Raw genomic sequence first — 24,999 nt, forward strand, 5'->3', positions numbered from 1 at the left:
AATTAGCTAATTTATAGAGCAAGCGGCCGGGGCGCCGGATGCGCCCGCGGCGAAGCCCTGCCCTATTTGCGCTTCATCGCTTCCATCAGCGCCGCACCGAAAGCGCCCTGAGCCGGTTGCTGCGGCTTCTGCTGGCGCGGGGCCGGGCCACGATTGTTGTTGCCGCCCGGTGCGCCTGACCGCGGCTCGCGGCCCGTCTCGGCGCCACCATCCTTGCGCATGGTGAGGCCGATCCGCTTGCGGGGAACATCGACCTCGGTGACACGAACGGTCACCACATCGCCGGCCTTTACCACCTCATGCGGATCCTTGACGAAGCGATCCGCGAGTTGCGACACGTGCACGAGGCCGTCCTGGTGCACGCCGATATCGACGAAGGCGCCGAAAGCGGCGACATTGGTCACGGTGCCCTCGAGCTGCATGCCGACCTTCAAATCCTTGATGTCGTCGATACCGTCGGCAAAAGTCGCGGTCTTGAAGCTCGGGCGCGGGTCGCGGCCGGGCTTTTCCAGTTCCGCAAGGATGTCCTTGACCGTCGGCAAGCCGAAGCGCTCGTCGACAAAGACCTTTGGATCGAGGCTCTTCAGCGCGACGCTGTCGCCCATCAACGCCCGAACGTCGCGACCACAGGCCGCAACGATCTTCTTGGCGACACCATAGGCCTCCGGATGGACCGAGGATGCGTCGAGCGGCTCCTTGCCGTTCGGAATGCGCAGGAAGCCCGCGCATTGTTCGAAGGTGCGGGCGCCAAGACGCGGCACGTTCAACAGTTCCTTGCGGCTCGCAAAGGGGCCGGTCGCGTCGCGATGGGCGACAATCGCCTCGGCCGAGGATTTGCCGAGACCGGACACACGGGCAAGCAGCGGAGCAGAAGCCGTGTTGACGTCCACACCAACGGCATTCACCGCATCTTCCACCACCGCATCCAGCGAGCGGCTGAGCTTCGACTGGTCGACGTCGTGCTGGTACTGGCCAACACCGATCGACTTCGGCTCGATCTTCACGAGTTCGGCGAGCGGATCCTGCAGGCGACGGGCGATCGAGACCGCGCCGCGCAGCGAAACGTCGAGACCGGGGAATTCCAGGGCGGCGGTTTCGGACGCCGAATAAACCGAGGCGCCGGCCTCGGAGACGATGACCTTCGTCGGCTTCGGCGCCGGAAGCTGCGAGAGCATGTCGGCCACGAGCTTTTCGGTTTCGCGGCTGCCGGTGCCGTTGCCGATGGCGATCAGTTCCACCTTGTGCTTGCGGATCAGCGAAGCGAGTTCGGCCTGGGTGCCGCGGACGTCGTTCTTCGGCGGGAACGGGTAGACGGTCGTCGTTTCGAGCAACTTGCCGGTGCCGTCGACGATGGCGACCTTGACGCCGGTGCGGATGCCCGGGTCGAGCCCCATCGTCGCCCGCGATCCCGCAGGTGCCGCCAGCAGCAGATCCTTGAGGTTGCGGGCAAAAACGTGGATCGCCTCTTCCTCGGCGCGCTCGCGCAGTTCGCGCATGAGGTCGAGCGACAGCGACATGGAAAGCTTCACGCGCCAGGTCCAGCCGATCATCTCGGCAAGCCACTTGTCGCCCGGCAGGTGACCGCCAACATTGTATGCGGCGGCGATCATGCGCTCGACCGGCTTGACCGGCGAGGTGTCGTCCTGGTCGACGACGATGTCGACCGAGAGCACCTCTTCGTTCCAGCCGCGCAGCATGGCCAGCGCCCGGTGGCCCGGTGTCGTTGCCCAGCGCTCGGAATGATCGAAGTAGTCGGAGAACTTGGCGCCCGCCTCCTGCTTGCCGTCGACGACCTTGGCGCGCAGGAAGGCGGCGCCCTTCATGTGGTTGCGCAGGCGGCCGAGCAGATCGGCATTCTCCGTCATACCTTCGGCGATGATGTCGCGCGCACCGTCGAGCGCCGTCTTCACGTCGGCCACCTCGGCAGTCAGGAAGGCGGCGGCGCGGTCGGCAGGTGCCACCGAGCGATCGACAAGGATCGCCTCTGCCAGAGGCCCGAGGCCACGCTCGCGGGCGATCTCGGCCTTGGTCCGGCGCTTCGGCTTATAGGGCAGATAGATGTCTTCGAGTTCGGCCTTGGTTTCGACGGCGGCGATCTTGGCTTCGAGTTCGGCGGTCAGCTTGTCCTGGCCGCGGATCGATTCGAGGATCGATGCCCGGCGCGCCTCGAGTTCGCGCAGATAGGTCAGCCGTTCCGCAAGCGTACGCAGCTGCGTATCGTCGAGCCCGCCCGTCACTTCCTTGCGGTAACGTGCGATGAACGGCACCGTGGCGCCCTCGTCAAGCAGCTCGACCGCCGCAACGACCTGCGAAGGTGTTGCCTTGATTTCGCTGGCGATAATGGCGGCGATGGGTTTTGCAGGGCTGGCCATATGGGAATTCCGTCTTTGCTGTTTGGTCGGCGACCATAAAGGCGCAGACCTTGAAGGCCAAGTGAAGGCCTTCGGCGGAAAACCGGAACTCCACAGAAGATGGATCGGCCGCCCAGCTTTCAGGCGGGACGGCCGATGGTTCAGCACGCCATGGCGGCAGGCTCGACATGCTCCTGCTCAGGCACGGCATCCCAGGTGTTGACGGGTTCGAGCGGTGGGCGGCGCTTTTCGAACTCGATCAGTTGCCGCTCCCTCTCCTCGATATAGCCGCGCGAGGCCGGAACCGCACTGAGAGACGGCGAGATCTGTAGCTGAAAGATGAAGTGCTTGTCGTAGAGGAAGGCCGTCTCCGACGCAGCCAGATAGAACTCCCACATGCGGAAGAACCGCTCGTCGTAGAGCTTGATCGCCTCCTCGCGCCGGGCGACGAAGCGCTCGCGCCAGGCTTTCAATGTCCAGGCGTAATGCATCGGCAGGATTTCGACATCCTTCACCAGGAGCCGCGTGCGCTCGACGGAAGGCAAAACCTCCGAAATCGCCGGGATATAGCCGCCGGGAAAGATGTACTTCTCGATCCACGGATTGGTGGCCCAGGGCTTGTAGATCTGGCCGATCGAATGCAGCAGCATGACGCCGTCAGGCTTCAACAGGGCGTTCATCTTCTCGAAGAAGTTGCCGTAGTTGCCGATGCCGACATGCTCGAACATGCCGACGGACACGATGCGGTCGAACTGCCGGCCTTGCAGGGTGCGATAGTCCTGCAGTTCGAAGCGGACGCGATCGGAGAGCCCGCGCCTGGCGGCGCGATCACGCGAGACCTTCAGCTGCTCTTCGCTGAGCGTGATGCCGGTAACCTCAACGCCCGAGGATTCGGCCAGATACATGGCCATGCCGCCCCAGCCGGAGCCGACCTCCAGCACCTTCTGGCCGGGCTCCAGCAGGAGCTTTGCCACGATGTGCCGTTTCTTGGCGAGTTGGGCCGCATCGAGCGATATTCCACGCGGTTGAAAATAGGCGCAGGAATACTGCCAGTCCTCATCGAGGAACAGGTTGAAGAGCTTGCGATCGAGATCGTAGTGATGGGCGACGTTGTGCCGGTTGCGGTTGACCGGCATGCGGCTCCGCATCTGCTGGCGCAACACATGCCAGAGGGCCGCCAACGTATTGGTCGCCGTTGCGGCGTTCTCGAGCCCGTTCCTCTTCACGATCGAGAGCACGTCAAAGATATCGCCCTTCTCGATGACGACACGCCCGTCCATGTACATTTCACCGAAGCGAAGAGCGGGATCGCGAACGATCGCCGCCTCCGCCTCCGCATCGATGATGCGGATTGATGCCGGCTTTCCACTGCCGTCACCCAGGATCACTTCTTCACCGGAAGAAAATACGACCGTCAGGTTACCGTTGCGCACCAGACGGCGAAGCAATGTCAACAATGCTGCATTCATATCCCACCCCTACCAGACCTATCGAACGTGTCCTGGTGCATGAGAGATGCGAAGGGTCGGCTCTTTCGGGGCTTCAGGAGTGGTTGCACGGGGCGCATCGGGAACAGGCGCCAGCGCGTCCGGAAGCGGCGAGAACCGGCACGAGCGTAGCCTCACGGGTATCCGGCGGGACACATCTGGCTCCTCTTGGGTGCCGCGCCGAGAATTCGTCAGGCCGCCGCCATCGGGCTCTTATCCATCAGAACTCAAATTAAGGTAGGAAGCTTCGATCGATTGGCAATGGGTTCTTTATGGCCCCTCATAAATTTGTTTCCTTAGCAAATGCTGAGAAACAAACCTAGATTTCAGCGACGCCTAGACCGGGCAGACGCGCGCGGTCATGGGGTCGGTCGAAATCGAGCAGCGGGCCTGCAGGCACGATGCGCGTCGGGTTGATGTGGGCAATGCCGTAGTAGCCGCGCTTGATGTGGTCGATGCGCACGCTCTCGCGGATGCCTGGCCACTGGTAGATCTCGCGCAGGTAGTTCGACAGCGCCGGATAGTCCTCGATCCGGCGGATGTTGCATTTGAACGCGCCGTGATAGGCCGCGTCGAAGCGAACCAGGGTGACGAAGAGGCGGATGTCGGCCTCTGTCAGGTGCTCGCCGGCAAGATAACGGTTGTCCGCAAGGTGGGCTTCCAGCTCGTCGAGCATGCCGAACAGGCTTGCCACCGCCTCGTCATAGGCGCCTTGTGTCTTGGCGAAGCCGGAGCGATAGACGCCATTGTTGACACGCTCGTAGATCGGGCCGTTCCAGCGCTCGATCTCGGCGCGCAGGGCCTCGGGGTAGAAGTCGAGCCGGTTGCCGGTGAGCCCGTCGAAGGCGGAGTTCAGGATGCGGATGATATCGGCGGACTCGTTGTTGACGATCCGCCCTTCCCGCATGTCCCAGAGTACCGGAACAGAGACCTTACCGGTGTAGGTCGGGTCGCTCGCCACATAGAGTTCGTGATGGAAGCGGATCTTGCCGACGCGCGCGCCGGCATCAACGGGTTCGTCATAAACCCAGCCGTCTTCCCCCAGTTCCGGATTGGAAACCGTCAGACCGACAATGTCCTGTAAGCCCTTGAGATTGCGGAAGGCGATCGTGCGCGAGGCCCAGGGGCAAAGATAGGAAACGAACAGGCGGTAGCGTCCGGCCTCGGCCGGCAAGGCTTCTTGCCCGTCCGGGCCCGGCCTGCCTTCGGGCGTGATCCAGCGGTGAAACCGCGTCGGCTCGCGGTGGAACGCGCCGCCCTTCATCTCGCTCGCCGCAACGTCGCCCTTGACCCATTTTCCTTCGACGAGTTGCGGCATCTCACTTCTCCTGGATCGCACGTCAGTGACGGCTACCTCTCACGGGGCCCGGCTCACGGTCAATCGCGCGCACGGGTGACACATTGTTCGCAATCCGCGACATGCACGCACGCGATACGTGCAAAGCAACATCGTCGCGCCACAATGTCGGGCAATCCCGATTCCCAGAGGAGAATCAGGATGAAGAAAGCGCTTGCCATTTTCGTGCTGTTTGTCGCGGTCGTGTGGTTGATGAACACATCGTTGTTCATCGCGCCGCCGGCGGGTGCCGCAAAGCTGCTTGCCCACCGGGGCATGCATCAAACCTATCCGAAGGAGAATGTCGGCAGGGACACGTGTACGGCGACGATCATCAGGACGCCGGAGCATCCCTATCTCGAAAACACGATTGCCTCGATGCAGGCGGCCTTCGAGGTAGGCGCCGATGTCGTCGAACTCGACGTGCATCTGACGCCCGACAGACAGTTCGCCGTCTTCCACGACTGGACGCTCGATTGCCGGACAGAGGCCAAGGGTGTGACCGAGGAAACGCCGATGGCGACGCTGAAGTCTCTCGACATCGGCTACGGCTATACGGCCGACGGCGGCAAGACCTTCCCCTTCCGCGGCAAGGGCGTCGGCCAGATGCCGACGCTCGAGGAGGTGCTGGCCGCCCTGCCCGACCGCAAGTTCCTGATCAACTTCAAGAGCCGGCGCGCCGAAGAAGGCGCAGAACTCGCGGCGCGCGTCGAGGCGCAACCGCAATGGCAGGAGGCCGTTTTCGGCGTCTATGGCGGCGAAGAGCCGACCCGCGAGACGCTGAAACGCCTGGAGGGCATGCGCGGTTACGACCGGACGTCGACGAAGGCATGCCTGATGCAGTACTTCGGCTATGGTTGGACCGGCATCGTCCCGGACGCGTGCAAGAACACCCTCGTCGCCGTACCGGGAAACTATGCGCCGTTTCTCTGGGGCTGGCCCGACCGCTTTGCTGCGCGGATGAAGGCGGCCGGAAGCGAGATCATCCTGCTCGGCCCCTTTGACGGTGGCGACTCCACCACCGGCATCGACACGATGCAGGATCTGGAAATGGTACCGCCAGGGTTCTCCGGTTACATCTGGACCAACCGGATCGAGATGATCGGCCCGGCTCTCGCAAAGCGGCAGGTCGCCGACGCCGGTACGAACTGACGCGGGCGGCCGGCTTGCCTGCGGCGAGCTTCGCCCCTATGGCTTTGAGCAACCGTCGACGCTGGCCGCAACGGCGGTCTCAATCCCGCGGAAGGCAAGCACATGAACGTCACGATCTACCACAACCCCGCCTGCGGCACCTCGCGCAACACGCTGGCGATGATCCGCAACGCCGGTATCGAGCCGACGGTGATCGAGTATCTCCAGGCGCCGCCGTCTCGGCAGGCGCTGGAAAAGATGATAGCCGATGCCGGCCTGACCGTGCGTGACGCTCTTCGCGAGAAAGGCACGCCCTATGCGGAGCTTGGGCTCGGCGACCCCACGGTCAGCGACGAACGGCTGCTCGAAGCGATGATGGCGCACCCGATCCTTATCAACCGCCCCTTCGTCGTCACCCCGATCGGCACACGGCTCTGCCGCCCGTCCGAACGGGTGCTCGACATCCTGCCCGACACGCAGAAGGGCTCGTTCTCGAAGGAGGACGGCGAACCGGTTCTCGATGCGAATGGAAAGCGCGTTTCAGGCGCTTGAGCCCACCTCGGCGGTGAGCGGCACGGCACCCGTTTCAACGGGTGCCGAAAAACATCACACCAGACGGTGTGCGCGCGGCCTTATCGCGGGAATTCCAGGCCCATTTCGCGGAAGCGCTCGGGGTCGTCGCCCCAGTTCTCGCGTACCTTGACGAACAGGAACAGGTGCACCGGCTGCTCGAGGATCTCGGAGATTTCCTTGCGCGATGCTGTCGAGATCGCCTTGATCGCGTCACCGCCCTTGCCAAGCGCAATCTTCTTCTGGCTCTCGCGCTCGACATAGATCACCTGCTCGATGCGCACCGAGCCGTCCTTGCGCTCTTCCCACTTCTCGGTCTCGACATGCGAGGCGTAGGGAAGCTCCTGATGCAGACGCAAGAAGAGCTTTTCGCGGGTGATTTCGGCGGCGAGCTGGCGCATCGGCAGATCGGAGATCTGGTCTTCCGGATAGTACCAGGGGCCTTCCGGCAGCGTCTCGGCCAGGTAATCCATCAGATCCTTGCAGCCCGAGCCGTTCAGCGCCGAGATCATGAAGGTGCGCTCGAACTTGATCGTCTCGTTGGCGGCAGCCGCCAGCTTCAAGAGGTCTTCAGGACGCACCTGGTCGATCTTGTTCAGCACCAGGATCTTCGGCTGGTGCACTTCCTTGAGGCCCTCGAGGATCGCTTCCGCATCGCCCTTCAGGCCGCGTTCGCTGTCGATCAGGAACATGATCACGTCCGCATCCTTGGCGCCGCCCCAGGCGGTCGTGACCATGGCGCGGTCGAGCCGGCGGCGCGGCTTGAAGATGCCGGGCGTGTCCATGAAAACGATCTGGGCGTTGTCATGAATGGCGATGCCACGCACGATCGCGCGCGTCGTCTGCACCTTGTGGCTGACGATCGAAACCTTGGCGCCGACGAGGCGGTTGACCAGGGTCGATTTGCCGGCGTTGGTCGCGCCGATCATCGCCACGAAGCCCGAGTGGGTCGGCGCGCCTTCGGCGGCCGTATCTTTTTCCATGTCCGTCATGTTTTCCGTCAATTTCCGGCGGAACTCTTCCGCCACACGCCTTCGCGTTCCAACAATTTCGTCGCGGCTACCTGTTCGGCTCCGCGCTTGGATCTGTCCGTTCCGGTCTCCGGCGCGACACCCGTGACTTCGACGGTTACCGTGAAGCGGGGGTCGTGGTCAGGGCCGGAACGCTCATCCGTCCGGTAGGCTGGCGCGGTGCCGAACTTGGCATGCGCCCATTCCTGCAATTCGGTCTTTGCATCGCGGCGAGCCCCATCGGCGCGCACTGCGCGGTCTTTCCAATGGCGCAGCACGAAGCCGCGGGCAGCTTCGAGACCGCCATCGAGATAGATGGCGGCGATCAGCGACTCTACCACATCCGCCCGCACATTCATCATCGCCTTGCCGGTTATCTTCTTGACGTCCGAGCCCGTGCGGATGAATTGGTGCAGCTCCAGGTCGTCGGCGACCTTGGCGCAGCTTTCGGCGCTGACGAGCTGGTTCAGCCGGACCGAAAGCTCGCCCTCATTGGCATCGCGAAAGGTCTGGAACAGAAGCTCTGCCACGCAAAGCCCGAGCACCCGGTCGCCCAGGAATTCGAGGCGCTGATAGTTCGAACCCTTGGCGCTTCGCGCGCTGGAATGGGTGAGCGCCCGGTCAAGGCGCTCCTTCTCCGCGAACTGATAACCGATCACGGCCTCAAGCTTTACCCGATCCTCCGCGCCCAGCGACCGCGACTTCATCATTCGACCGCCTTGAACAGACGGTCGTAGCGCAGGTTCGTCGGCCACTTCCACACTTGGCGGAACGACGTGTCGTGACCGAGCGAGAAGAAGATCATGCTGGCGCGGCCGACCAGGTTTTCGGCCGGCACGAAGCCGACGTCGAAGCGGCTGTCGGCCGAGTTGTCGCGGTTGTCGCCCATCATGAAGTAATGGCCGGCGGGCACGATGAACTCGCGGGTGTTGTCGCCGCGTGCATCCGGGAACTGGTCAAGCGTGTCATAGGAGACGCCATTGTCCATCGTTTCGCGGAAAACCGGAACGTCGGCGCCGGTGTCGTACTGGTCGTCGGCGCGGAAACCGCCATCCGGCGTGCGCTCAACCGGCTTGTCATTGATGTAGAGAATGCTGTTGCGCACCTGGATGCGGTCGCCCGGAAGGCCGACGAGACGCTTGATGTAGTCGATATCCGGGTTCGGCGGGAAGCGGAAGACGACGATATCGCCGCGCTTCGGCTCACTTGCGAAGATGCGGCCAGAGAACAGGTCGGGCGAAAGCGGCAGCGAATACTTGGAGAAGCCGTAGGCGAACTTGTTGACGAAGATGTAGTCGCCAACCAGCAGCGTCGGCATCATCGAGCCGGACGGAATGGTGAAGGGCTGAAAGAGAACCGTACGGATGACCAAAGCCAGGAGCAATGCCTGGATGACGACCTTCACGTTCTCCCAGAGGCCGCTCTGCTTCGCTTCTGTCTTTTCTGCCACGCTACTGTGTTCCTTTATCATCGCAACGCCCGCACGGGGCCTGCTCTCAACTTTTGTCCGGACTCTCGGTCCGGCTTTGGACTGCGCGCAATCCCGGTCTCATATGCTGCAAACCGCCGCCCCTTCAATTGGTCAGGGCCGGTTTTTCCAGCGGAATGCTCTAAACCGTTCCCTCAATCGGGGCAACGGGCAGCACCTCGATAATCACGAAGGCCTGGGCCAGGGGGAAATCGTCGGTAATCGTCAGATGGATGGCGGCGCGATGATGCGGCGGCAGCATCTGCTCCAGACGCGCTGCGGCACCTCCGGTCAGGTTCATCGTCGGCTTGCCGCCCGGCAAATTGATGACGCCCATGTCTTTCCAGAAGACGCCTTGCGCGAGGCCCGTGCCGAGCGCCTTCGAACAGGCTTCCTTGGCGGCGAAGCGCTTGGCGTAAGATGCCGCGCGGTTCTTCCGCCCTTCGGACTTGGCGATCTCGATCTCGGTGAAACAGCGCTGAACGAAGCGTTCGCCGAAGCGGGAAAGCGAGTTTTCGATCCGTCTGATATCGATCAGATCGCTGCCTATGCCTATGATCATGAAGAGGATCCGAGCTCTTTGGTGCGTGCCCGGCGGCGCTTTTGAAAGAGCCGGGCCGCCTGGTAAGCCGCAATGTAGGAAAGAAGGGCGCCGCCTGCCGCAAGCGGCAACGAGCCCACCAGCATCGGCTTGAACACCGGACCCCAAAGAGCCGGAAGATCGAGGTGCTCGACCATGCGCATGACGTCGGCCGAGCTTGCGGCGTGCGCGCTCTCGACGCCGAGGATCGCCGTCCCAAGTTCGTAGGACGCCGTCAGGATCATCGGGATCGTCACGGGATTGGCGAGCGCTGTCGTGATCGCCGCTGCGACGAGATTACCGGAGAACAGGAAAGCGAGCGCAACGGCAATAATGATGTGCAGGCCGAAAAATGGCGTGAAGGACGAAGCGGCACCCGCCGCCACGCCGACGGCGATCGAATGCGGTGTCGATGAAAGGCGCAACACGCGCAGCGTCACATAACGCAGGCCGCGCGCAAACCCTTTGCGCGGCCAAAGGATGGACCGCAGCCTTTCGGAAATCGTAACCGGTTTTCTGCGCCTGAATAACATTATGCCGTCATGACCGCGTCTTTAAGCCGTCAGCCGGCACAAGACCGCGCGTCCGCCTGTTTGCTGGCCGCAAGATAGGCGTCCTGCCTGTCGCTTGCAACCCGCCCAGGCGCCGCGCGCATGTCGCAGGCGAGCCATCCGGCGAACGCATGGCTCAGGATGCCGCCAGAAGACGGGACCCAGCGGGCTTAGTAGTTACGGAACAGGCCGCGATCGATCTGGCGCTGGCGGTACTCGAGGTCGATACGGTCGACCGAGCTATTGAGATAGGCGAGCTCGCGCTCTTCCTGAGTGGGGACGCGCAGAGCGCGGGTGATCTTCTTCAACTGATTAAACATGGCAAACCTCTTTGTTTACCTCCCGACCGAGAAGATAGTTTAGAGGTCCCTGTTCCACCAGATACAGGAAATGGCGGCAGCCATGCGCCATTGGCATGGCTTGCCGTTTCGCCATGCGCAGCCTGCCTGTTTTGCAGGCAATTGCGCAGGGCGCAGCCAGTCGCCTTATTCGAACAGGCGCTTCACCATGGACACGCTTGGCAATTCCTTGAGCTGCGTGATCAGATGATTGAGCTGACGCAGGTCCCAGACCTCGAGGTCGAACTGCAGTTCGCTGAAGTCGGCAGCCACGCGCCCCATCGACAAAGTCCGGATATTGACGTCGCTGGTGGCGATCGCCTGGGCCACCTCGGCAAGCGTCCCCGGCTCGTTCAAGGCGCTGATTGCGATGCGGGCGATGAAGCGGCTGCTGTTGGCCTCGTCCAGATCCCAGCGCACATCGATCCAGCGCTCCGGCTCGTCATCGAACTTCTGCAGGATCGGCGACTGGATCGGGTAGATGGTGATGCCCTTGTCCTTCTCCATGATGCCGACGATGCGGTCTCCGGGAATGGCCCCGGCCGGGCTGAAATGCACTTCGGCATTGCCCGAAAGACCACGGATCGGCAGGGCCTCCGGCCCTTCGGCCTGGGCGACGCCGTTCGCATCTTTGCCGCGGCCCGGCAACTTGAACACCATGCCGGCGGCGCTGCGCATGTTGAACCAGCCGTCGTCGGCGCTGGGCTTCACCGTGACCCGCTCGTCCTGATGATCCGGGAACACTGCGCGCAGCACGTCGAGCGAGGAAAGCTCGCCGCGGCCGACGGAGGCGATGGCGTCCTCGACCTCCTTCTGGCCGAGCCGATGCAGCGCCGGCTTCAGCGCCTCGCGCGAAAAGGTCTTGCCGGCGCGCTCGAAGGTGCGCTCCAGAATGCGATAGCCGAGGCCGGCATATTGCTTGCGGATGGCCGCACGCGTTGCGCGGCGGATCGCCGAGCGGGCCTTGCCGGTAACGACGATTTCTTCCCAGGCGGGCGGCGGCACCTGGATGCCTGAGCGGATGATTTCCACTTCGTCGCCATTGTTGAGGCGGGTGACCAGCGGCATGATACGGCCGTTGATCTTGGCGCCGACGCAGGTATCGCCGATATTGGTGTGGACGGCATAGGCAAAGTCGATCGGCGTCGCGCCGCGCGGCAGCGCAATCAACTGGCCCTTGGGCGTGAAGCAGAAGACCTGATCCTGGAACAGTTCGAGCTTGGTGTGCTCCAGGAACTCTTCCGGATTGTCGCCCTCCGCGAGCGATTCGATCGTGCGCCGGAGCCAGGAATAGGCATTCGACGTCGGCGACAGAGCCGCATCTGCCGACGCACCCTCTTTCCCCTCCCCGTCCTTGTAGAGCGAATGGGCCGCGATACCGTATTCGGCGATGTCGTTCATGCGGCGCGTGCGGATCTGCAGCTCGATGCGCTGGCGGGACGGGCCGACGATGGTCGTGTGGATCGACTGGTAATCGTTCTGCTTCGGGGTGGAGATGTAGTCCTTGAAACGGCCGGGAACGACGCGCCAGCGCGTATGGACGATACCGAGCGCGCGGTAGCAGGCCGGGATATCGTCGACGATGATGCGGAAGCCCCAGACGTCGGACAGTTGTTCGAAGGACAGAGACTTCGACTGCATCTTGCGGAAGACCGAATAGGGCTTCTTCTGCCGACCCTTGACCTGTGCCGCTTTCAGGCCCTCCGCCTGAAGCAATTCGCGAAGCTCGTCCTCGATCTTCTTGATCAGGCCCTCGTTGCGCTCGGACAATTCCTCCAGCCGCCGGGTGACCGTTTCGAAGGCCTCGGGGTTGATATGGCGGAACGAGAGGTTTTCGAGCTCCTCGCGCATGTCCTGCATACCCATGCGGCCGGCGAGTGGCGCGTAGATATCCATCGTCTCTTCGGAGATGCGGGCGCGCTTCTCCGCCGACATGTGGTCGAGCGTGCGCATGTTGTGCAGCCGGTCGGCGAGCTTGACGAGCAGAACCCGCACATCGTCCGAAATGGCGAGCAACAGCTTGCGTAGGTTTTCCGCCTGCTTGGCCTTCTTGGTAACGAGATCGAGCTTCTTGATCTTCGTCAGCCCCTCGACGAGCGCGCCGATATCCTCGCCGAAGAGATCGTCGATCTCCTGCCGCGTGGCCGTCGTGTCCTCGATCGTGTCGTGCAGAAGAGCAACGGCAATGGTCGACTCGTCGAGACGCATCTCCGTCAGGATTGCCGCCACCTCCAGGGGGTGGGATATATAGGGATCGCCGCTTGCCCGCTTCTGCTGGCCATGCTTCTGCATCGCATAGACGTAGGCCTTGTTGAGCAAGGCCTCATTGACGTCGGGCTTGTATTTCTGCACGCGCTCAACGAGCTCGTATTGGCGCATCATTCGCTGGCGATCCTCTAGATCATGATGATTTCAGGTCCCACCGACCTAAAATCATAAACGTGATCGTTCTCCTAATTTAGAGCGGGATGCAGGCGGAAAACCGCAAACACTTTCCATTTCCCGCTCTAGAAGAAATCAATAAAAAAGTGCGCCAATCATACGAGTGGCGCACTGCTTTGAAAACACGTGGGAACGGGCGTTCCGCGACGGATCTCAGTAGTCGTCGCTCTTTTCCGGCGGCACGAGACCTTCGATGCCGGCAAGCAGTTCTTCTTCCGACATGCGGTCGAAGGTGATGGCTTCCGGCTGATCTTCGTCCTCGGCGACTTCGGTAAAGGTCGTCTCAGCATCGGTCTGGAGCAGCGAAGCCGGATCGGGCTCGGGCTCGTCCACTTCAACATGCTTCTGCAGCGAGTGGATCAGGTCTTCCTTGAGGTCGCCAGGAGACAGGGTCTCATCTGCGATCTCGCGGAGCGCGACGACGGGGTTCTTGTCGTTGTCGCGGTCGATGGTGATGGCGGCGCCCTGAGAAATCAGGCGCGCGCGGTGGCTGGCAAGCAGAACGAGTTCGAAACGGTTATCGACCTTGTCGATGCAATCTTCGACGGTGACGCGGGCCATTGCCTGTCCTTTTGGGCTCGAAGCGCGGCGGCATCGCCGCTGCACGGATTGACAACACGAAACCGGAGCAGTCGCCTGACGGCGCCTCATCGGGTCCGATTTCTGGAATTAAGCGCCCGGATACAATCAAAACAAGGCAAGTTCAAGTTTTTCCTTCAAGGGACGCTCACGTAACGTCACACTTCGTGATAAAATGCGATGCGAATGAGCTGGAAACGTCGCCCACACATTTAGGTTGCATAATCAGGCCGGGAATGAAGCCCCTGATGGAAAAGGCGACCCAGAGATGTGGACGATCTATAGCAACTGCTAAAACTAGCTATATTCGCGAGCGCGCGGCTGGAATAATGCAATACATAAGCTACATTATTTGCCATATCAGCAATTATTAATGTAATCGACTTACTTTTGCGCACCCGCCGGCAGGCGGCCTTTGATGCGCCGCTATTGAAAAAGGAAAGACGATGTTCGACCCCCGCGAAAAAATCGCACTCTTTATCGACGGCGCGAATCTTTACGCGGCATCGAAAAGCCTCGGCTTCGACATCGACTACCGTAAGCTCCTGAAAGCATTCCAGAAGCGCGGCTATCTATTGCGCGCCTACTACTACACGGCCCTCATCGAGGATCAGGAATACTCTTCAATCCGCCCGCTCATCGATTGGCTAGACTATAACGGTTACAAGGTCGTGACGAAGCCGGCCAAGGAGTTCACCGACTCGCTCGGCCGCCGCAAGATCAAGGGCAATATGGATATCGAACTGGCGATCGATGCCATGGAGCAGTCCGAAACCGTCGATCACCTCGTCATCTTCTCCGGCGACGGCGATTTCACCACGCTGGTGGAAGCGCTGCAGCGCAAGGGGCGCAAGGTTTCCGTCGTCTCGACGATGTCGACACAGCCGCCGATGATCGCCGACGACCTGCGCCGTCAGGCCGACCACTTTATCGATCTTGCAACGCTGCGTGCCGAAATCGGCCGCGAACCGTCCGAGCGCACCCCGCGCCACAACACCGAGCCGGTGGCCGATCCGGTCGAGATCTGAAGCGTTCGCCCGAACGCAAGGCGCGCGATTGCGCGAGCGCCATTCGAAACGCCCCGCATCAACGACGTCGATCGTTGAACTTTTCTCAAAAATCTCAAAAATTGCCGGCAGGTTTTTCAGCGCGCGGTGGGCGACTGTGGCGTTGCACCGGCCGTCTTTGGCGGATGCAACGCAAAGGGATTTCTCTTAGCCGCGGTCCTTCAGAAGGCGGTTCTTCTGGCGGTTCCAGTCGCGTTCCTTCGACGTCTCGCGCTTGTCGTGCAGCTTCTTGCCCTTGCCCAGCGCCAGTTCCAGCTTGGCGCGGCCGCGATCGTTGAAGTAGATCTTCAGCGGGATCAGCGACATGCCTTCGCGGTTGACAGCACCCTGTAGCCGGTTGACCTCGCGCTTCGACAGAAGCAGTTTCCGCCGCCGCCGCGTTTCATGGTTGAAGCGGTTCGCCTGCAGATATTCCGGCAGGTAGGAGTTGATCAGCCAGATCTCGCCACCCTCGTCCGTCGCATAGGACTCGGCAATGTTGGCCTTGCCTTCGCGCAACGACTTGACCTCGGTGCCGGTCAAAACCAGACCGGCCTCGTAGGTGTCGACGATCTCGTAGTTGAAGCGGGCCTTGCGGTTTTCCGCCACAACCTTGTTGACCGTACGCTGGCTTCCTTTGGGTGCCATCAGTTCATCAATCCTGCGTGTCTGAGCGCTGCATCGATCGCAGCCTCGGTTGCCGGCTCGAGCGTCGGCAACAGAGGCGAGCGCACGGCGCGGCTCATGCGGCCGAGGCGGTTCAGCGCATACTTGGCGCCGCAGAGGCCCGGCTCCATGAAGATCGCCTTGTGCAGCGGCATCAGCTTGTCCTGATAGGCGAGCGCCTTGGCATAATCGCCGGCGAGCGTCGCCTGCTGGAACTCGGCGCAAAGGCGCGGTGCGACGTTTGCCGTGACCGAAATGCAGCCAACGCCGCCATGGGCGTTGAAGCCGAGCGCGGTTGCATCTTCGCCCGAAAGCTGGACGAACTCCGGACCGCAGGCCATGCGCTGCTCGGAGACGCGCTCGATCTTGCCGGTGGCATCCTTAACGCCGATGATGTTGGCGTAAGCCTTGCTGAGCGCCGCCATGGTCTCGACGCTCATATCCACGACCGAGCGACCGGGGATGTTGTAGATGACGATCGGCACCTTCACGCTTTCGGCGATTGCCGCATAGTGCGCGAAGAGACCCTTTTGCGTCGGCTTGTTGTAGTAGGGCGTGACGACGAGGATCGCATCGGCACCGGCCTTTTCAGCATGCTGAGCAAGTTCGATCGCTTCCGTCGTGTTGTTGGAGCCGGCGCCGGCAATAACCGGCACGCGCTTGGCGGCGGCCTCGATGCAGAGTTCGACGACCTTCTTGTGCTCGTCATGCGAGAGGGTCGGAGACTCGCCGGTGGTGCCGACCGGCACCAGGCCGTGGCTGCCTTCTTTTATCTGCCATTCCACATGCGCGACGAAACCATCCGCATCCACCGCGCCGGTGGCGGTGAACGGTGTTACGAGAGCGGGAATGGAACCCTTGAACATGCACAACTCCTGACGGCGTAAAAGCGAAGTCTGCACTCATGCTTTGGCCGTAATCGACGGTTAAAAAAACTGCCGCACCATAATCATGTGACGTGGCTGCGGCAAGCGTTGTAACACGGCATTTCACGCCGGTTTTCATGCAAAAGCTTGATGTTTGGCACGCATAATCACGACCGCCCAACCAGGGCGAGAGCGGGTTTGGTGCAATTGTTGTGATCGATACTGGCCGCCCGCCTTGTCATCGGGCAATCTGGCGGCGGACGAAGTTGGACACGGGGAACACGGGGTTCTTGATGCGCGGGTCAATATATCTGCCTGCCGCCGCCATCTTCGGCGCGGCGCTTCTGGCAGCGTCGGCAGGCAGCGCAGAAACCCTCGATCGCGTACCGGTTCCGACACGCAAGCCCGTGATTTCGGACAAGGCGGTCCCCATTGCCACGAACGAAACCACGAATGCCATCGCGACAGTGGCCGGACCGCTCAGCAGCGATCTCAAGGCAGGGCTCGATGCTCTTTCCAACAAGCAGCCGACCGCGGCGATTGCCGTGCGCGACGCCATGGCCGAAGGCACGCTCGATCGGCACATCTTGACTTGGGCGATCGCCGTTTCCGGCCAGCGAGGCGTGCCTTCCTTCGAAATTGCCGACGCCCAACGGGAACTGCAGGGATGGCCGGGGCTGAAATCCCTGCGCGCCAACTCCGAACGAGCGCTTTATCGAGAGAACCCGCCAGCGGCCGACGTGCTCGCGGCTTTCGGCAACACGCAGCCGGAAACGACCGAAGGCTCCCTCATTCTCGCCCGCGCGCTCGTCGCCACCGGAAAAGCCGATACGGCCGCCAAGAACCTGCGTGCGATCTGGCAGCGCGACACGCTCGACAAGGACATCGAAACCAAGATCCTCGACGAGTTTTCCAGCCTCCTGACCGCTGACAATCATCAGCGCCGCATGGTGATGCTTCTCTATCGCAACCGCGTCGAGCAGGCCGAACGGTTCGGCGACCTTGGAAAGGCTCAATCGCTGTATCGCGCCTGGGCGGCAGTCAGCCGCGGCAGCGACAAGGCGACGGCCCTCATTGCAGCGGTCGACCCCGCCTGGCGCAAGGATCCGGCCTATCTCTTTATTCAGGTCGAGTACCTGCGCAAACAGAAGAAATACGAGGAAGCGGCGAAGCTCCTTGCGCGCATGCCCAAGGACAAGGGCGCTTTGGTCAACCCCGGCGAATGGTGGGTCGAGCAACGCGTCGTCAGCCGCGGGCTGCTCGACAATGGCGACTTTCGGGGCGCCTACCGGATCGCCGCCAGCCATCTCGCAACCGAGGCGACCGATATCATCGACGCCGAGTTTCATGCCGGATGGTATGCCCTGCGCGGCATGGAGGACCCGGCGACCGCTGCACGTCACTTCCGCCGCATTCTCGATGTGTCGAGCCGCCCCCTCTCCGCTTCGCGCGCATGGTACTGGCTTGGGCGCTCGGCCGAGGCGGGCGGACCGGGTGACGCCAACGAATATTTTACAAATGCGGCCCGCTATCCCGGGACGTTCTACGGGCAACTCGCGGCCGCCCGGCTGGGTCGCAAGACGCTGAACGTCGCCTATCCGGCCCCGACGGCAGACGACCGATCACGGTTCGAAAACCGCGAGGCGGTGCGCGCCATCACGCGGCTCGAAGGCACTGGCCACACCTGGCGCGCCGACAGCATCTACCGGGCGCTTGCCGACGAACTGACGAGCCCGGGCGAGCTGGCACTGCTTTCGGCCCGCGCCGAAAAAACCGGCAATCATCAGCTGTCGCTCCAGGTTGGCAAGATCGCCTTCGGGCGCGGGATCGATGTCGCAGCGCTCGCGTTTCCCGTCGGCGTGATCCCATCGAGCGCCAATATCGACGGCTCCGGCAAGGCGCTCGCCTATGCGATTGCGCGTCAGGAAAGCGCCTTCAACCCGGGCGCCATATCCACCGCAAACGCTCGCGGCCTGCTGCAGCTGATGCCGGGAACGGCCAAGGGCGTTGCCAGCCGCTATGGCCTTGCCTACTCACAGGACCGGCTGACGAGCGACGCCGGCTACAACGCCACGCTTGGCGCGCATTATCTCGGCGAACAGATCAGCAGTTTTGGCGGCTCCTACATCCTCACCTTCATCGCCTACAATGCCGGCCCGCGCCGCGTTCCCGAATGGCTCGACCGCTACGGCGACCCGCGCGGAAAACCGATCGACGAAGTCGTCGATTGGATCGAACGCATTCCGTTTCAAGAAACCCGCAACTACGTCCAGCGGGTGATGGAGAACTATCAGGTCTACAAGTCGAGGCTTGGGCAAAAGGCCGATATCGTCGAAGACCTGCGAATGGGCCGGCAATAGCCGGTCTGGCGGCAATCAAATAATTGTGATGAGCGCCGGGGGCACAAACCGTGAGCTCAACCATTTCCTTCCTAAGGCCAGTCTATTCCGAAGGAAATGGTGAACGTTATGAAGACCTTGACAATCGTCGCCCTTTCTCTGGCGACCACCTTGAGCAGCGTGCCACCCGCCGGCGCGTTTCCAAGCACTCCGCCGATCCTCTCCAGCACGACCAACGTTCAACAGGTTCAGTTCTCTTACGAGCGCGGCGAAGAACGCAAGAGCCGATCCAGTTGCGCCGTTCCCTATTGTGAACTTCGCGCCCGACATGGCTATCGCGATCGGGATCGCGACTACCGCGACTATAATCGCAGCGGGTATTACCGCGACAGATATTACCGGGATCGATATCGCAGGCACTATGACCACGACGACAACGACGTCGGGGCGGTGATCGGCGGCCTGGCCGCAGGCGCGATCATCGGCGGACTGCTGAGCCAACCGCGATATTACAATAGCCCGAGATACTACAACGGACCAAGAGCCGTCAGCGGCAACGCGCATCAGCGCTGGTGCTATGCGCGCTACCGCTCCTATAGAGCCTGGGACAACAGTTATCAGCCCTATGGTGGCCCTCGGCGCCAATGCAGCTCGCCCTATTGAGCTAGGGAGTAACCGAGCAGACGACCGAAGCGGACAGGAGAGCCGCAACAGAAAGACGCAAAGTTGGTCCTCGCCAGCCATGCTCGGGCCGCCGAACAATGTCGGCCCGAGCAACTTGCTCTTCCCCTTCAAACGGATAGGATTTCGCCTGACCGAGAGGGAGCAGCATGGGTCAAGATGTATTCCAGGAGCATTTCTTCCGCAGTTCCGACGGGCCTCTCCTTTACGCGCGAAGCTACGGCCCTCCCCCCTCGCCATCCGCGGCAGTACCGATCATCTGCCTGCCGGGCCTTACCCGCAACAGCCGGGACTTTCACCAACTCGCAAGCTTTCTTTCGACGTCAGGCGACTTTCCCGTCATCGCACTGGACTACCGAGGGCGCGGCAACTCGGAACGCGACAGCGACAAGAGCCGCTACACGGTGGCCGTCGAAACGGCCGATGTGATAACGGCTTGTGCGCACTTCGCTGTCGAAAAGGCAATTTTTATCGGGACATCCCGTGGTGGCCTGATCCTCCACAACCTCATCGATCGTGCCCCATCGTTGATTGCAGCCGCAGTGCTCAACGACATCGGGCCTGTGATCGAAATTGGGGGGCTGCTTGCGATCCGGGATTATCTCAACTCGGGCGACGCACTGACGAGCTGGGCGACAGCAGCCACCTATCTAAGGACGTTGCACGGCGTCGACTTTCCTTCCTTAACCGACGGCGACTGGTCGGACATGGCCAAAGCGATATATCGCGACGAAGATGGCGTCCCGGTCGCCGATTTCGATCCGGCGATCGCGCTGCCACTGCGCGGCCTGACACCCGAAACACCATTGCCCGATCTCTGGAGACCCTTTGACGCCATGAGCCAGATCCCCCTGATGGTCGTCAGGGGTGAGCATTCGCGGGTTCTTTCAGAGACAACTGTGCGCGAAATGCACCGGCGACACGCCGGGTTGGCGGATTTCACCGCACCTGGCCAGGGACATGCACCGCTGCTTCATCTGGACGGCCCACGCGAGGCAATCGCCGCATTTCTGAACGACATCGTGCGCTCGCGCTGACCCACGGAAGCCGCCCCCGAGGCGGTCCCTATTCCCCGATTCCTCAAGCATGATGTGTAGGTTGCAGGGCCAGATTCACAGCATCATACCAAACGAAAAAACCCGGCTCGAAAGCCGGGTTTCTCTCTTCTGACCGAGGTCAGACGATATTAGAAGTCGCGCTGCAGGCGGACGAAACCGAATACCTGGTCGTCCTTGTTGTCAGCATCTTCGTACTGGACCGACACGCGGGTCGCGAGACCTTCGGTGATCTTGTAGTCGAGCGTGACGCCAGCGCGCCATGCATCGTCGTTGCCGAAGCTGGTGAACGAATCCTGGAGGCTACCGAAGTACTGAACGCCGGGGGTGATGGCGAGCTTGTCGGTGGCGTTGAAGCGATACGAAGCCGCAACGGTCCATTCAGACTTCTTCCAGTAGGCGTTCGGGTCCGAAGCCCAGATACCAGCGAGCTGGAATACGCCCGGGCCGAGGTCAGCCGAAAGCAGAGCGCGGATCGCGCCTTCTTCGAACTCGGAGTCGTAACCGCCGAGCAGGTCGAAGGAAACGCCGCCGAGCGAAGCCGATACGATACCGGAAACGCCGATGCCGTTCTTCTTGGTGGTTTCGGTGCCTTCGAGTTCGTCGATCGAGATACCGGCCTGGAACGAACCGCCGTCATAGAGGTAAGCGATCGAGTTGAACTCGGTGTTGTTGCCCAGCGAGTCGGTTTCGCCGTTCAGGCCCTTATCCCACCAGTTGTAGAAGAAGCCGGCCTTGAGGCCACCCAGCTGGATGTAGGCTTCATCGACGTCGATCAGGCTGTCGCCTTCGTCGGAGTCGTTATCGGCGTTGAATTCAGCAGCGAAGAAACCGGTGAGCGTGCCGTACTCGGTGTCGCTCTTGGCATCGAACGAGATGTAAGCGCGCGAGAAGGCATCCCAGTCAGACGTGCCGCGGTTGCCCCAGCCCTGCTTGTTGTTTACGGCGTCACGGCCGTAGTCAACCTGGAAGCGGATGAAGCCGCCGATCTTGAGGCAGGTTTCGGTGCCCGGGATGTAGAAGTAGCCAGTGCCGAAAGCGTCGCAAACGCGAACGTATTCCATGGGCTCCGGCTCGGCTGCGACGATTGCGTCGGCTGCCTGTGCGCCGGAAACTGCTGCGAGAGCTGCAGCGGAGCCGAGAAGAAGGCTCTTGATGTTCATTTCTGACCTCCAGTCAAAAGTTTCAAACGGGTCTGGGTATTTTGCTGAAGGACAGCTTTCCCTGCCCCATCCCCAACGTTCAAGAAGTCGGACGATCAACCGCCCTTGCTTCCGGAGTTGAAAATACAAGACCGGATCATCGGCGCAACGTCCAACTGGCGAGTTCACCTCCTTTGCATCGCCCTTCGCCGAGCCCTGTTGCTGAAACGACACAAAATCGCCGCAGACCCCCGAAGAAAATTAACAAAGCATTAAGAAAACCCTTTGCTGACGGGGGGTTAGCATAGGGAAGACGGAGGTCGCCTGTTTCAGAAAGAGGCAGAAACCCGCCTAAAACAGGGGAAAAGCTGGACGCGAACTTCGATTCAGATGACCCGCAGAATGCCTAAAACAGCATTCGCTCCAAAAAAGCGCTTCGTGAAGAAAGGATGGAGGGCTGAGGAATCGGCAGAATCAACGCAGAGATTCGCGAAACGCCCTGCACAAGTGATTCTGGACGCTGTGAACGCCAGCACCGCGCAGCATCAAGAATGCGCGAGCGACTACAGCGAATTGCCGCCACGACCAATGAACCACGACGAGTGAAATTCTGCGAGAGATAGCCGAAACCATATGCTTGCTCGAAGCGGCAGAGCGCAAAGGGTATGGGCTGCTTGGGATAGTGGCGGAGAAGAAGGGATTCGAACCCTCGATACCGTTTCCGGTATACTCCCTTAGCAGGGGAGCGCCTTCGACCACTCGGCCACCTCTCCGTTAGCGCCTGACTAGTGTCAGTCCGCGGCCAATGCAAGATTTTTTTGTCGGTTTCCGGGAAAACCTCGCATTTTCGTGTGGGCCGATCGGCAAGTCCGGCCGCACCGCGTTGTGTTCGCCCTCATCTTCCCGGGCAAGGCCGGTGTACGCGGCAATGTGATTCCGTGTCGGCGCAGTCGTGTGCTCCTTACGATTTGCGCGCGAGCCGTTCGATTGCCTGTTGAGTCGCAGCACCAAACTCGCCGTCGACCGGGCCACCATAATACCCACGGTCCTTCAAGAGGCTCTGCATTTCCTTGCGGAAGGCCGGTGTGAAGTTGTTGGGCTGGTTCTTCAGTTCATCGAGCTTGGCCGGATCCCCACCCTCGACGCTGGCCGCTGCCCAGCGAACCGCCTCCTTCGCGTCCGCCTTGGTGCCAAGGCCATAATCATAGAGGCGACTGAGGTTGCCCATCGCATAGGCGCTACCGGCGTTGGCCGCCATCTCGTACCAGGTGCGGGCCTGCACATAGTCCTGCGCGACACCGTTGCCGATATCGTAGAACCAGCCGAGCAGCGCCATGGAATAGGAATCGCCCACATTGGCCGCCTTCTCGTACCAGACCTTGGCATCCGGGTAGCTCTGCTCGGTTCCCAGCCCATTCTGATAGGCCCAGCCGAGCGACGACATCGCGTTGGCGTCGCCACTTTCGGCTGCTTTCTTGTACCAGGCGAGCGATTGTCCGAGGTCTTTCGGCAGGCCAAGGCCCTCGCGGTAGAACCAGCCCATCGTCGCCATGGCATTGGCGTATCCCTGATTGGCGGCCAGTTCATACCACCGGGCGGCTTCCGCATAGTCCTGTGCGATGCCGCCATAGCCCTCGCGATAGAGCCAGCCGAGCGAAGCCTGGCCATAAGCATTGCCGGCTCGGGCCGCCTGGTCGAACATGCGCTTGCCCTCGTCGACATCCACCGGCCCATCGGTCCCGTAGACCGAAAACCAGGCGAGATTGGTCAGCGCGTACATGTTGCCGCCATCGGCCGCCTTCCGGTAGTTGCGCCGCGCCTCGACATAGTTGCGCCCGGCGTCCTGCGCGCGACCCAACATATTGACGAGCATCATATCGTCAGGATTCTCGTTGACGGCCTGGGCGCAAGCGGTGAGCGCCCGCTCGGCGTCGAGTTTCAGGAAGTTGACCCCGAGGAAACCGGGCATCGACTGGGGCTCGCCGGCAAGCAGATAGCAATCGCGCGAAGCCTGGGTGTCCTTGCCGGTCGGCGAGACGTTGAGGCCCTTCTGCGGCTCGAGGGCTGCAATCTGCTGCTCGGCCTCCGCCTTGTGTTGGCTGTCAGGGTAGCGCTCGATGAAGCGCGTCAGTGCCGCCGCATCGGTTGACTGCTTCAAGGCTTCCCAGGCAATCTCGTCCGGCGTCACGCTCGATGTCTGCTCGGCTTCGCTCAAGAGCTTCAGCTTCTTTTCGGCGAGCATCTTATACACCGGGTCCGAGCCATGCTTGGCCAGGAAGGCGGTCAGCAGGTCCTTGTCGGCGAGATCACGGATGTTCTGCCAGTCGGCAGCCGCTTCCGATTGGCTGTTCGGCGACAGCTGTCCGCCATTGTTGGTGACGGTGATGTTCACTTCTTTGATGTTGAGAAAGATCTGGGCGCCACCGAGCGAGCCGTAGACGAAAGGCTCTTGGCCGCGATTTGTCACCGAAACCACCTCGTCGCGCACCTTGCCGAGCGCGATGCGGACATCGACACCCGGCTCGGTCAGATATTTGGCGAGTGCCGTGGCGAAGGGGCTGTTCTTGCCCTCCCCGTCGAGCGCGACCGTGCCGGCCTTGGAAGCAAACGCAACGAGAAGATCGGCCGATTCGGGCTCGACGCGCGCCAGTCCACGCGAAACGGCCCTGGTCGAGATCGAGCGCGTCATGCTCTGCTCGAAGGGATTGTTGCGACAGGCGTCGAGAATCACAAGCTTGAGCTTGGTTGCCCCTTCGAGCGAGCGCTGAACCCGGTCGAGGTCGATCGCCTCGTCCTCGACATCCTTGTCAGTCTTCAGTTGCACGTCGACGGGAAGCAGGAAGTTCTCGCCGTTCATCTCCATGCCATGGCCGGAATAATAGACGATCGCAACCTCGGCACCGGTCGCGAGATCCTCGAAGTCGCGCAGCGCCTTGACCATGTCTTGGCGACCGACGTCGTGCACGGTCGTTACCGAATCAAATCCGGCGTCCTCGAAGGAAGCCTTCATCAATTCAACGTCGTTGGCGGGATTGTTCAGCGGCGACGTCGCTGCATATTTCTCATTGCCGATCAACAGCGCGACGCGCTTTGCCGCCCACGCTCCGGCGGGCATCGACACGAACAGCGCTACACAGATGATCGAAAGCGGCAGCCACCGCCGCGAAAGCCCCAAGGCCATGCTATTCCCTCCGGCACCGGTCATCGTTTTCCGCCTTGCCCAGCTTCAACGACAGACGACGCCTCGCCCGATTGCCCTCGGAAGCTGCCCTCGGCGCTCCCGGTCTTGCCTGACGAAAGTATTACGTATGAGGTTGGGGCTTTCAATGTCGGCGCACGCCATATTTTAGCGATGACGCCT

Annotated in this window: 21 protein-coding genes and 1 tRNA gene; 6 read left to right on the top strand and 16 right to left on the bottom strand. The window is 61.6% G+C overall.

All coding sequences use genetic code 11. The features are described from left to right. Window positions 1-62: 62 nt before the first annotated feature. The 3 genes from OKW20_RS01405 to OKW20_RS01415 form a co-directional block, all read right to left on the bottom strand. Window positions 63-2,372, bottom strand: a complete 2,310-nt coding sequence (locus OKW20_RS01405; RefSeq protein WP_429169777.1) for a Tex family protein — start codon at window positions 2,370-2,372, stop codon at window positions 63-65. A 140-nt stretch (window positions 2,373-2,512) separates the two neighbouring features. Beyond that, window positions 2,513-3,820 carry a class I SAM-dependent methyltransferase gene (locus tag OKW20_RS01410; protein WP_429169779.1) on the bottom strand — a complete coding sequence of 436 codons (1,308 nt, stop codon included), beginning with the start codon at window positions 3,818-3,820 and terminating at the stop codon, window positions 2,513-2,515. 337 nt (window positions 3,821-4,157) lie between these two features. Then, complete coding sequence (locus OKW20_RS01415) at window positions 4,158-5,156, bottom strand: glutathione S-transferase family protein (protein ID WP_429169781.1); 999 nt, start codon at window positions 5,154-5,156, stop codon at window positions 4,158-4,160. A gap of 180 nt (window positions 5,157-5,336) precedes the next feature. Here OKW20_RS01415 and OKW20_RS01420 point away from each other — a divergent pair, with 180 nt between their 5' ends. Both OKW20_RS01420 and arsC read left to right on the top strand, forming a co-directional pair. Beyond that, entirely contained in the window at window positions 5,337-6,326 is a 990-nt protein-coding gene (locus tag OKW20_RS01420) for a glycerophosphodiester phosphodiesterase family protein (protein WP_043616654.1), read from the top strand. Between the two features lie 102 nt (window positions 6,327-6,428). Continuing rightward, window positions 6,429-6,857 carry an arsenate reductase (glutaredoxin) gene (arsC, locus tag OKW20_RS01425; RefSeq protein ID WP_429169783.1) on the top strand — a complete coding sequence of 143 codons (429 nt, stop codon included), beginning with the start codon at window positions 6,429-6,431 and terminating at the stop codon, window positions 6,855-6,857. Window positions 6,858-6,937: 80 nt separating this feature from the next. On the opposite strand, the gene era is transcribed toward arsC, so the two are convergent. The 8 genes from era to rpoZ all read right to left on the bottom strand — a co-directional run bounded on the left by era (window position 6,938) and on the right by rpoZ (window position 13,825). Then, window positions 6,938-7,867, bottom strand: a complete 930-nt coding sequence (gene era / locus OKW20_RS01430) for a GTPase Era (RefSeq protein WP_043616701.1) — start codon at window positions 7,865-7,867, stop codon at window positions 6,938-6,940. A gap of 8 nt (window positions 7,868-7,875) precedes the next feature. Next, the gene (rnc, locus tag OKW20_RS01435; protein ID WP_429115475.1) at window positions 7,876-8,592 is read right to left on the bottom strand and encodes a ribonuclease III; all 717 of its coding nucleotides are present in this window, start codon (window positions 8,590-8,592) and stop codon (window positions 7,876-7,878) included. Next, the gene (gene lepB, locus OKW20_RS01440; RefSeq protein WP_043616659.1) at window positions 8,592-9,335 is read right to left on the bottom strand and encodes a signal peptidase I; all 744 of its coding nucleotides are present in this window, start codon (window positions 9,333-9,335) and stop codon (window positions 8,592-8,594) included. The genes rnc and lepB overlap by 1 nt, the downstream gene beginning before the upstream one ends. A 160-nt stretch (window positions 9,336-9,495) precedes the next feature. Beyond that, complete coding sequence (gene acpS / locus OKW20_RS01445) at window positions 9,496-9,915, bottom strand: holo-ACP synthase (RefSeq protein WP_429169785.1); 420 nt, start codon at window positions 9,913-9,915, stop codon at window positions 9,496-9,498. Further along, on the bottom strand, window positions 9,912-10,466 hold the full coding sequence (locus OKW20_RS01450) for a DUF2062 domain-containing protein (RefSeq protein WP_192447420.1): 555 nt from the start codon (window positions 10,464-10,466) through the stop codon (window positions 9,912-9,914). The genes acpS and OKW20_RS01450 overlap by 4 nt, the downstream gene beginning before the upstream one ends. A 188-nt stretch (window positions 10,467-10,654) precedes the next feature. Beyond that, complete coding sequence (locus OKW20_RS01455) at window positions 10,655-10,804, bottom strand: DUF3563 family protein (RefSeq protein WP_065377015.1); 150 nt, start codon at window positions 10,802-10,804, stop codon at window positions 10,655-10,657. Window positions 10,805-10,969: 165 nt separating this feature from the next. Beyond that, entirely contained in the window at window positions 10,970-13,204 is a 2,235-nt protein-coding gene (locus tag OKW20_RS01460; protein WP_402316122.1) for a RelA/SpoT family protein, read from the bottom strand. A gap of 213 nt (window positions 13,205-13,417) precedes the next feature. After that, entirely contained in the window at window positions 13,418-13,825 is a 408-nt protein-coding gene (gene rpoZ, locus OKW20_RS01465; protein ID WP_034804144.1) for a DNA-directed RNA polymerase subunit omega, read from the bottom strand. A 464-nt stretch (window positions 13,826-14,289) separates the two neighbouring features. Between rpoZ and OKW20_RS01470 the strand changes: the two genes are divergently transcribed. Continuing rightward, window positions 14,290-14,871 carry an NYN domain-containing protein gene (locus tag OKW20_RS01470; RefSeq protein ID WP_043616666.1) on the top strand — a complete coding sequence of 194 codons (582 nt, stop codon included), beginning with the start codon at window positions 14,290-14,292 and terminating at the stop codon, window positions 14,869-14,871. A 186-nt stretch (window positions 14,872-15,057) separates the two neighbouring features. Here the strand turns inward: OKW20_RS01470 and smpB are convergent, their stop codons facing one another. Beyond that, window positions 15,058-15,537 carry an SsrA-binding protein SmpB gene (gene smpB, locus OKW20_RS01475; RefSeq protein WP_043616668.1) on the bottom strand — a complete coding sequence of 160 codons (480 nt, stop codon included), beginning with the start codon at window positions 15,535-15,537 and terminating at the stop codon, window positions 15,058-15,060. Further along, on the bottom strand, window positions 15,537-16,421 hold the full coding sequence (dapA, locus tag OKW20_RS01480) for a 4-hydroxy-tetrahydrodipicolinate synthase (RefSeq protein WP_043616670.1): 885 nt from the start codon (window positions 16,419-16,421) through the stop codon (window positions 15,537-15,539). Before dapA ends, smpB begins: the two co-directional genes overlap by 1 nt. Before the next feature lie 293 nt (window positions 16,422-16,714). On the opposite strand from dapA, the gene OKW20_RS01485 reads away from it, so the two are divergent. From OKW20_RS01485 to OKW20_RS01495, 3 genes are all read left to right on the top strand, one after another. Then, complete coding sequence (locus OKW20_RS01485) at window positions 16,715-18,781, top strand: transglycosylase SLT domain-containing protein (protein ID WP_429169788.1); 2,067 nt, start codon at window positions 16,715-16,717, stop codon at window positions 18,779-18,781. A 108-nt stretch (window positions 18,782-18,889) separates the two neighbouring features. After that, window positions 18,890-19,423, top strand: a complete 534-nt coding sequence (locus OKW20_RS01490) for a BA14K family protein (RefSeq protein WP_429169790.1) — start codon at window positions 18,890-18,892, stop codon at window positions 19,421-19,423. 167 nt (window positions 19,424-19,590) lie between these two features. Next, window positions 19,591-20,478 (top strand): alpha/beta fold hydrolase, encoded by an 888-nt coding sequence (locus tag OKW20_RS01495; protein WP_429169791.1) that lies wholly within the window; start codon window positions 19,591-19,593, stop codon window positions 20,476-20,478. A gap of 149 nt (window positions 20,479-20,627) precedes the next feature. On the opposite strand, the gene OKW20_RS01500 is transcribed toward OKW20_RS01495, so the two are convergent. The 3 genes from OKW20_RS01500 to OKW20_RS01510 form a co-directional block, all read right to left on the bottom strand. Further along, a complete protein-coding gene (locus OKW20_RS01500; protein ID WP_429115441.1) occupies window positions 20,628-21,659 on the bottom strand; it encodes a porin in 1,032 nt (343 codons plus the stop codon). Between the two features lie 662 nt (window positions 21,660-22,321). Continuing rightward, window positions 22,322-22,411, bottom strand: a tRNA-Ser gene (locus OKW20_RS01505). Window positions 22,412-22,599: 188 nt separating this feature from the next. Further along, window positions 22,600-24,819 (bottom strand): caspase family protein, encoded by a 2,220-nt coding sequence (locus OKW20_RS01510; RefSeq protein ID WP_052201534.1) that lies wholly within the window; start codon window positions 24,817-24,819, stop codon window positions 22,600-22,602. Between the last annotated feature and the right edge of the window lie 180 nt (window positions 24,820-24,999).

It is taken from the genome of Ensifer sp. LBL (assembly GCF_050435225.1).
Taxonomy (GTDB): Bacteria; Pseudomonadota; Alphaproteobacteria; order Rhizobiales; family Rhizobiaceae; genus Ensifer.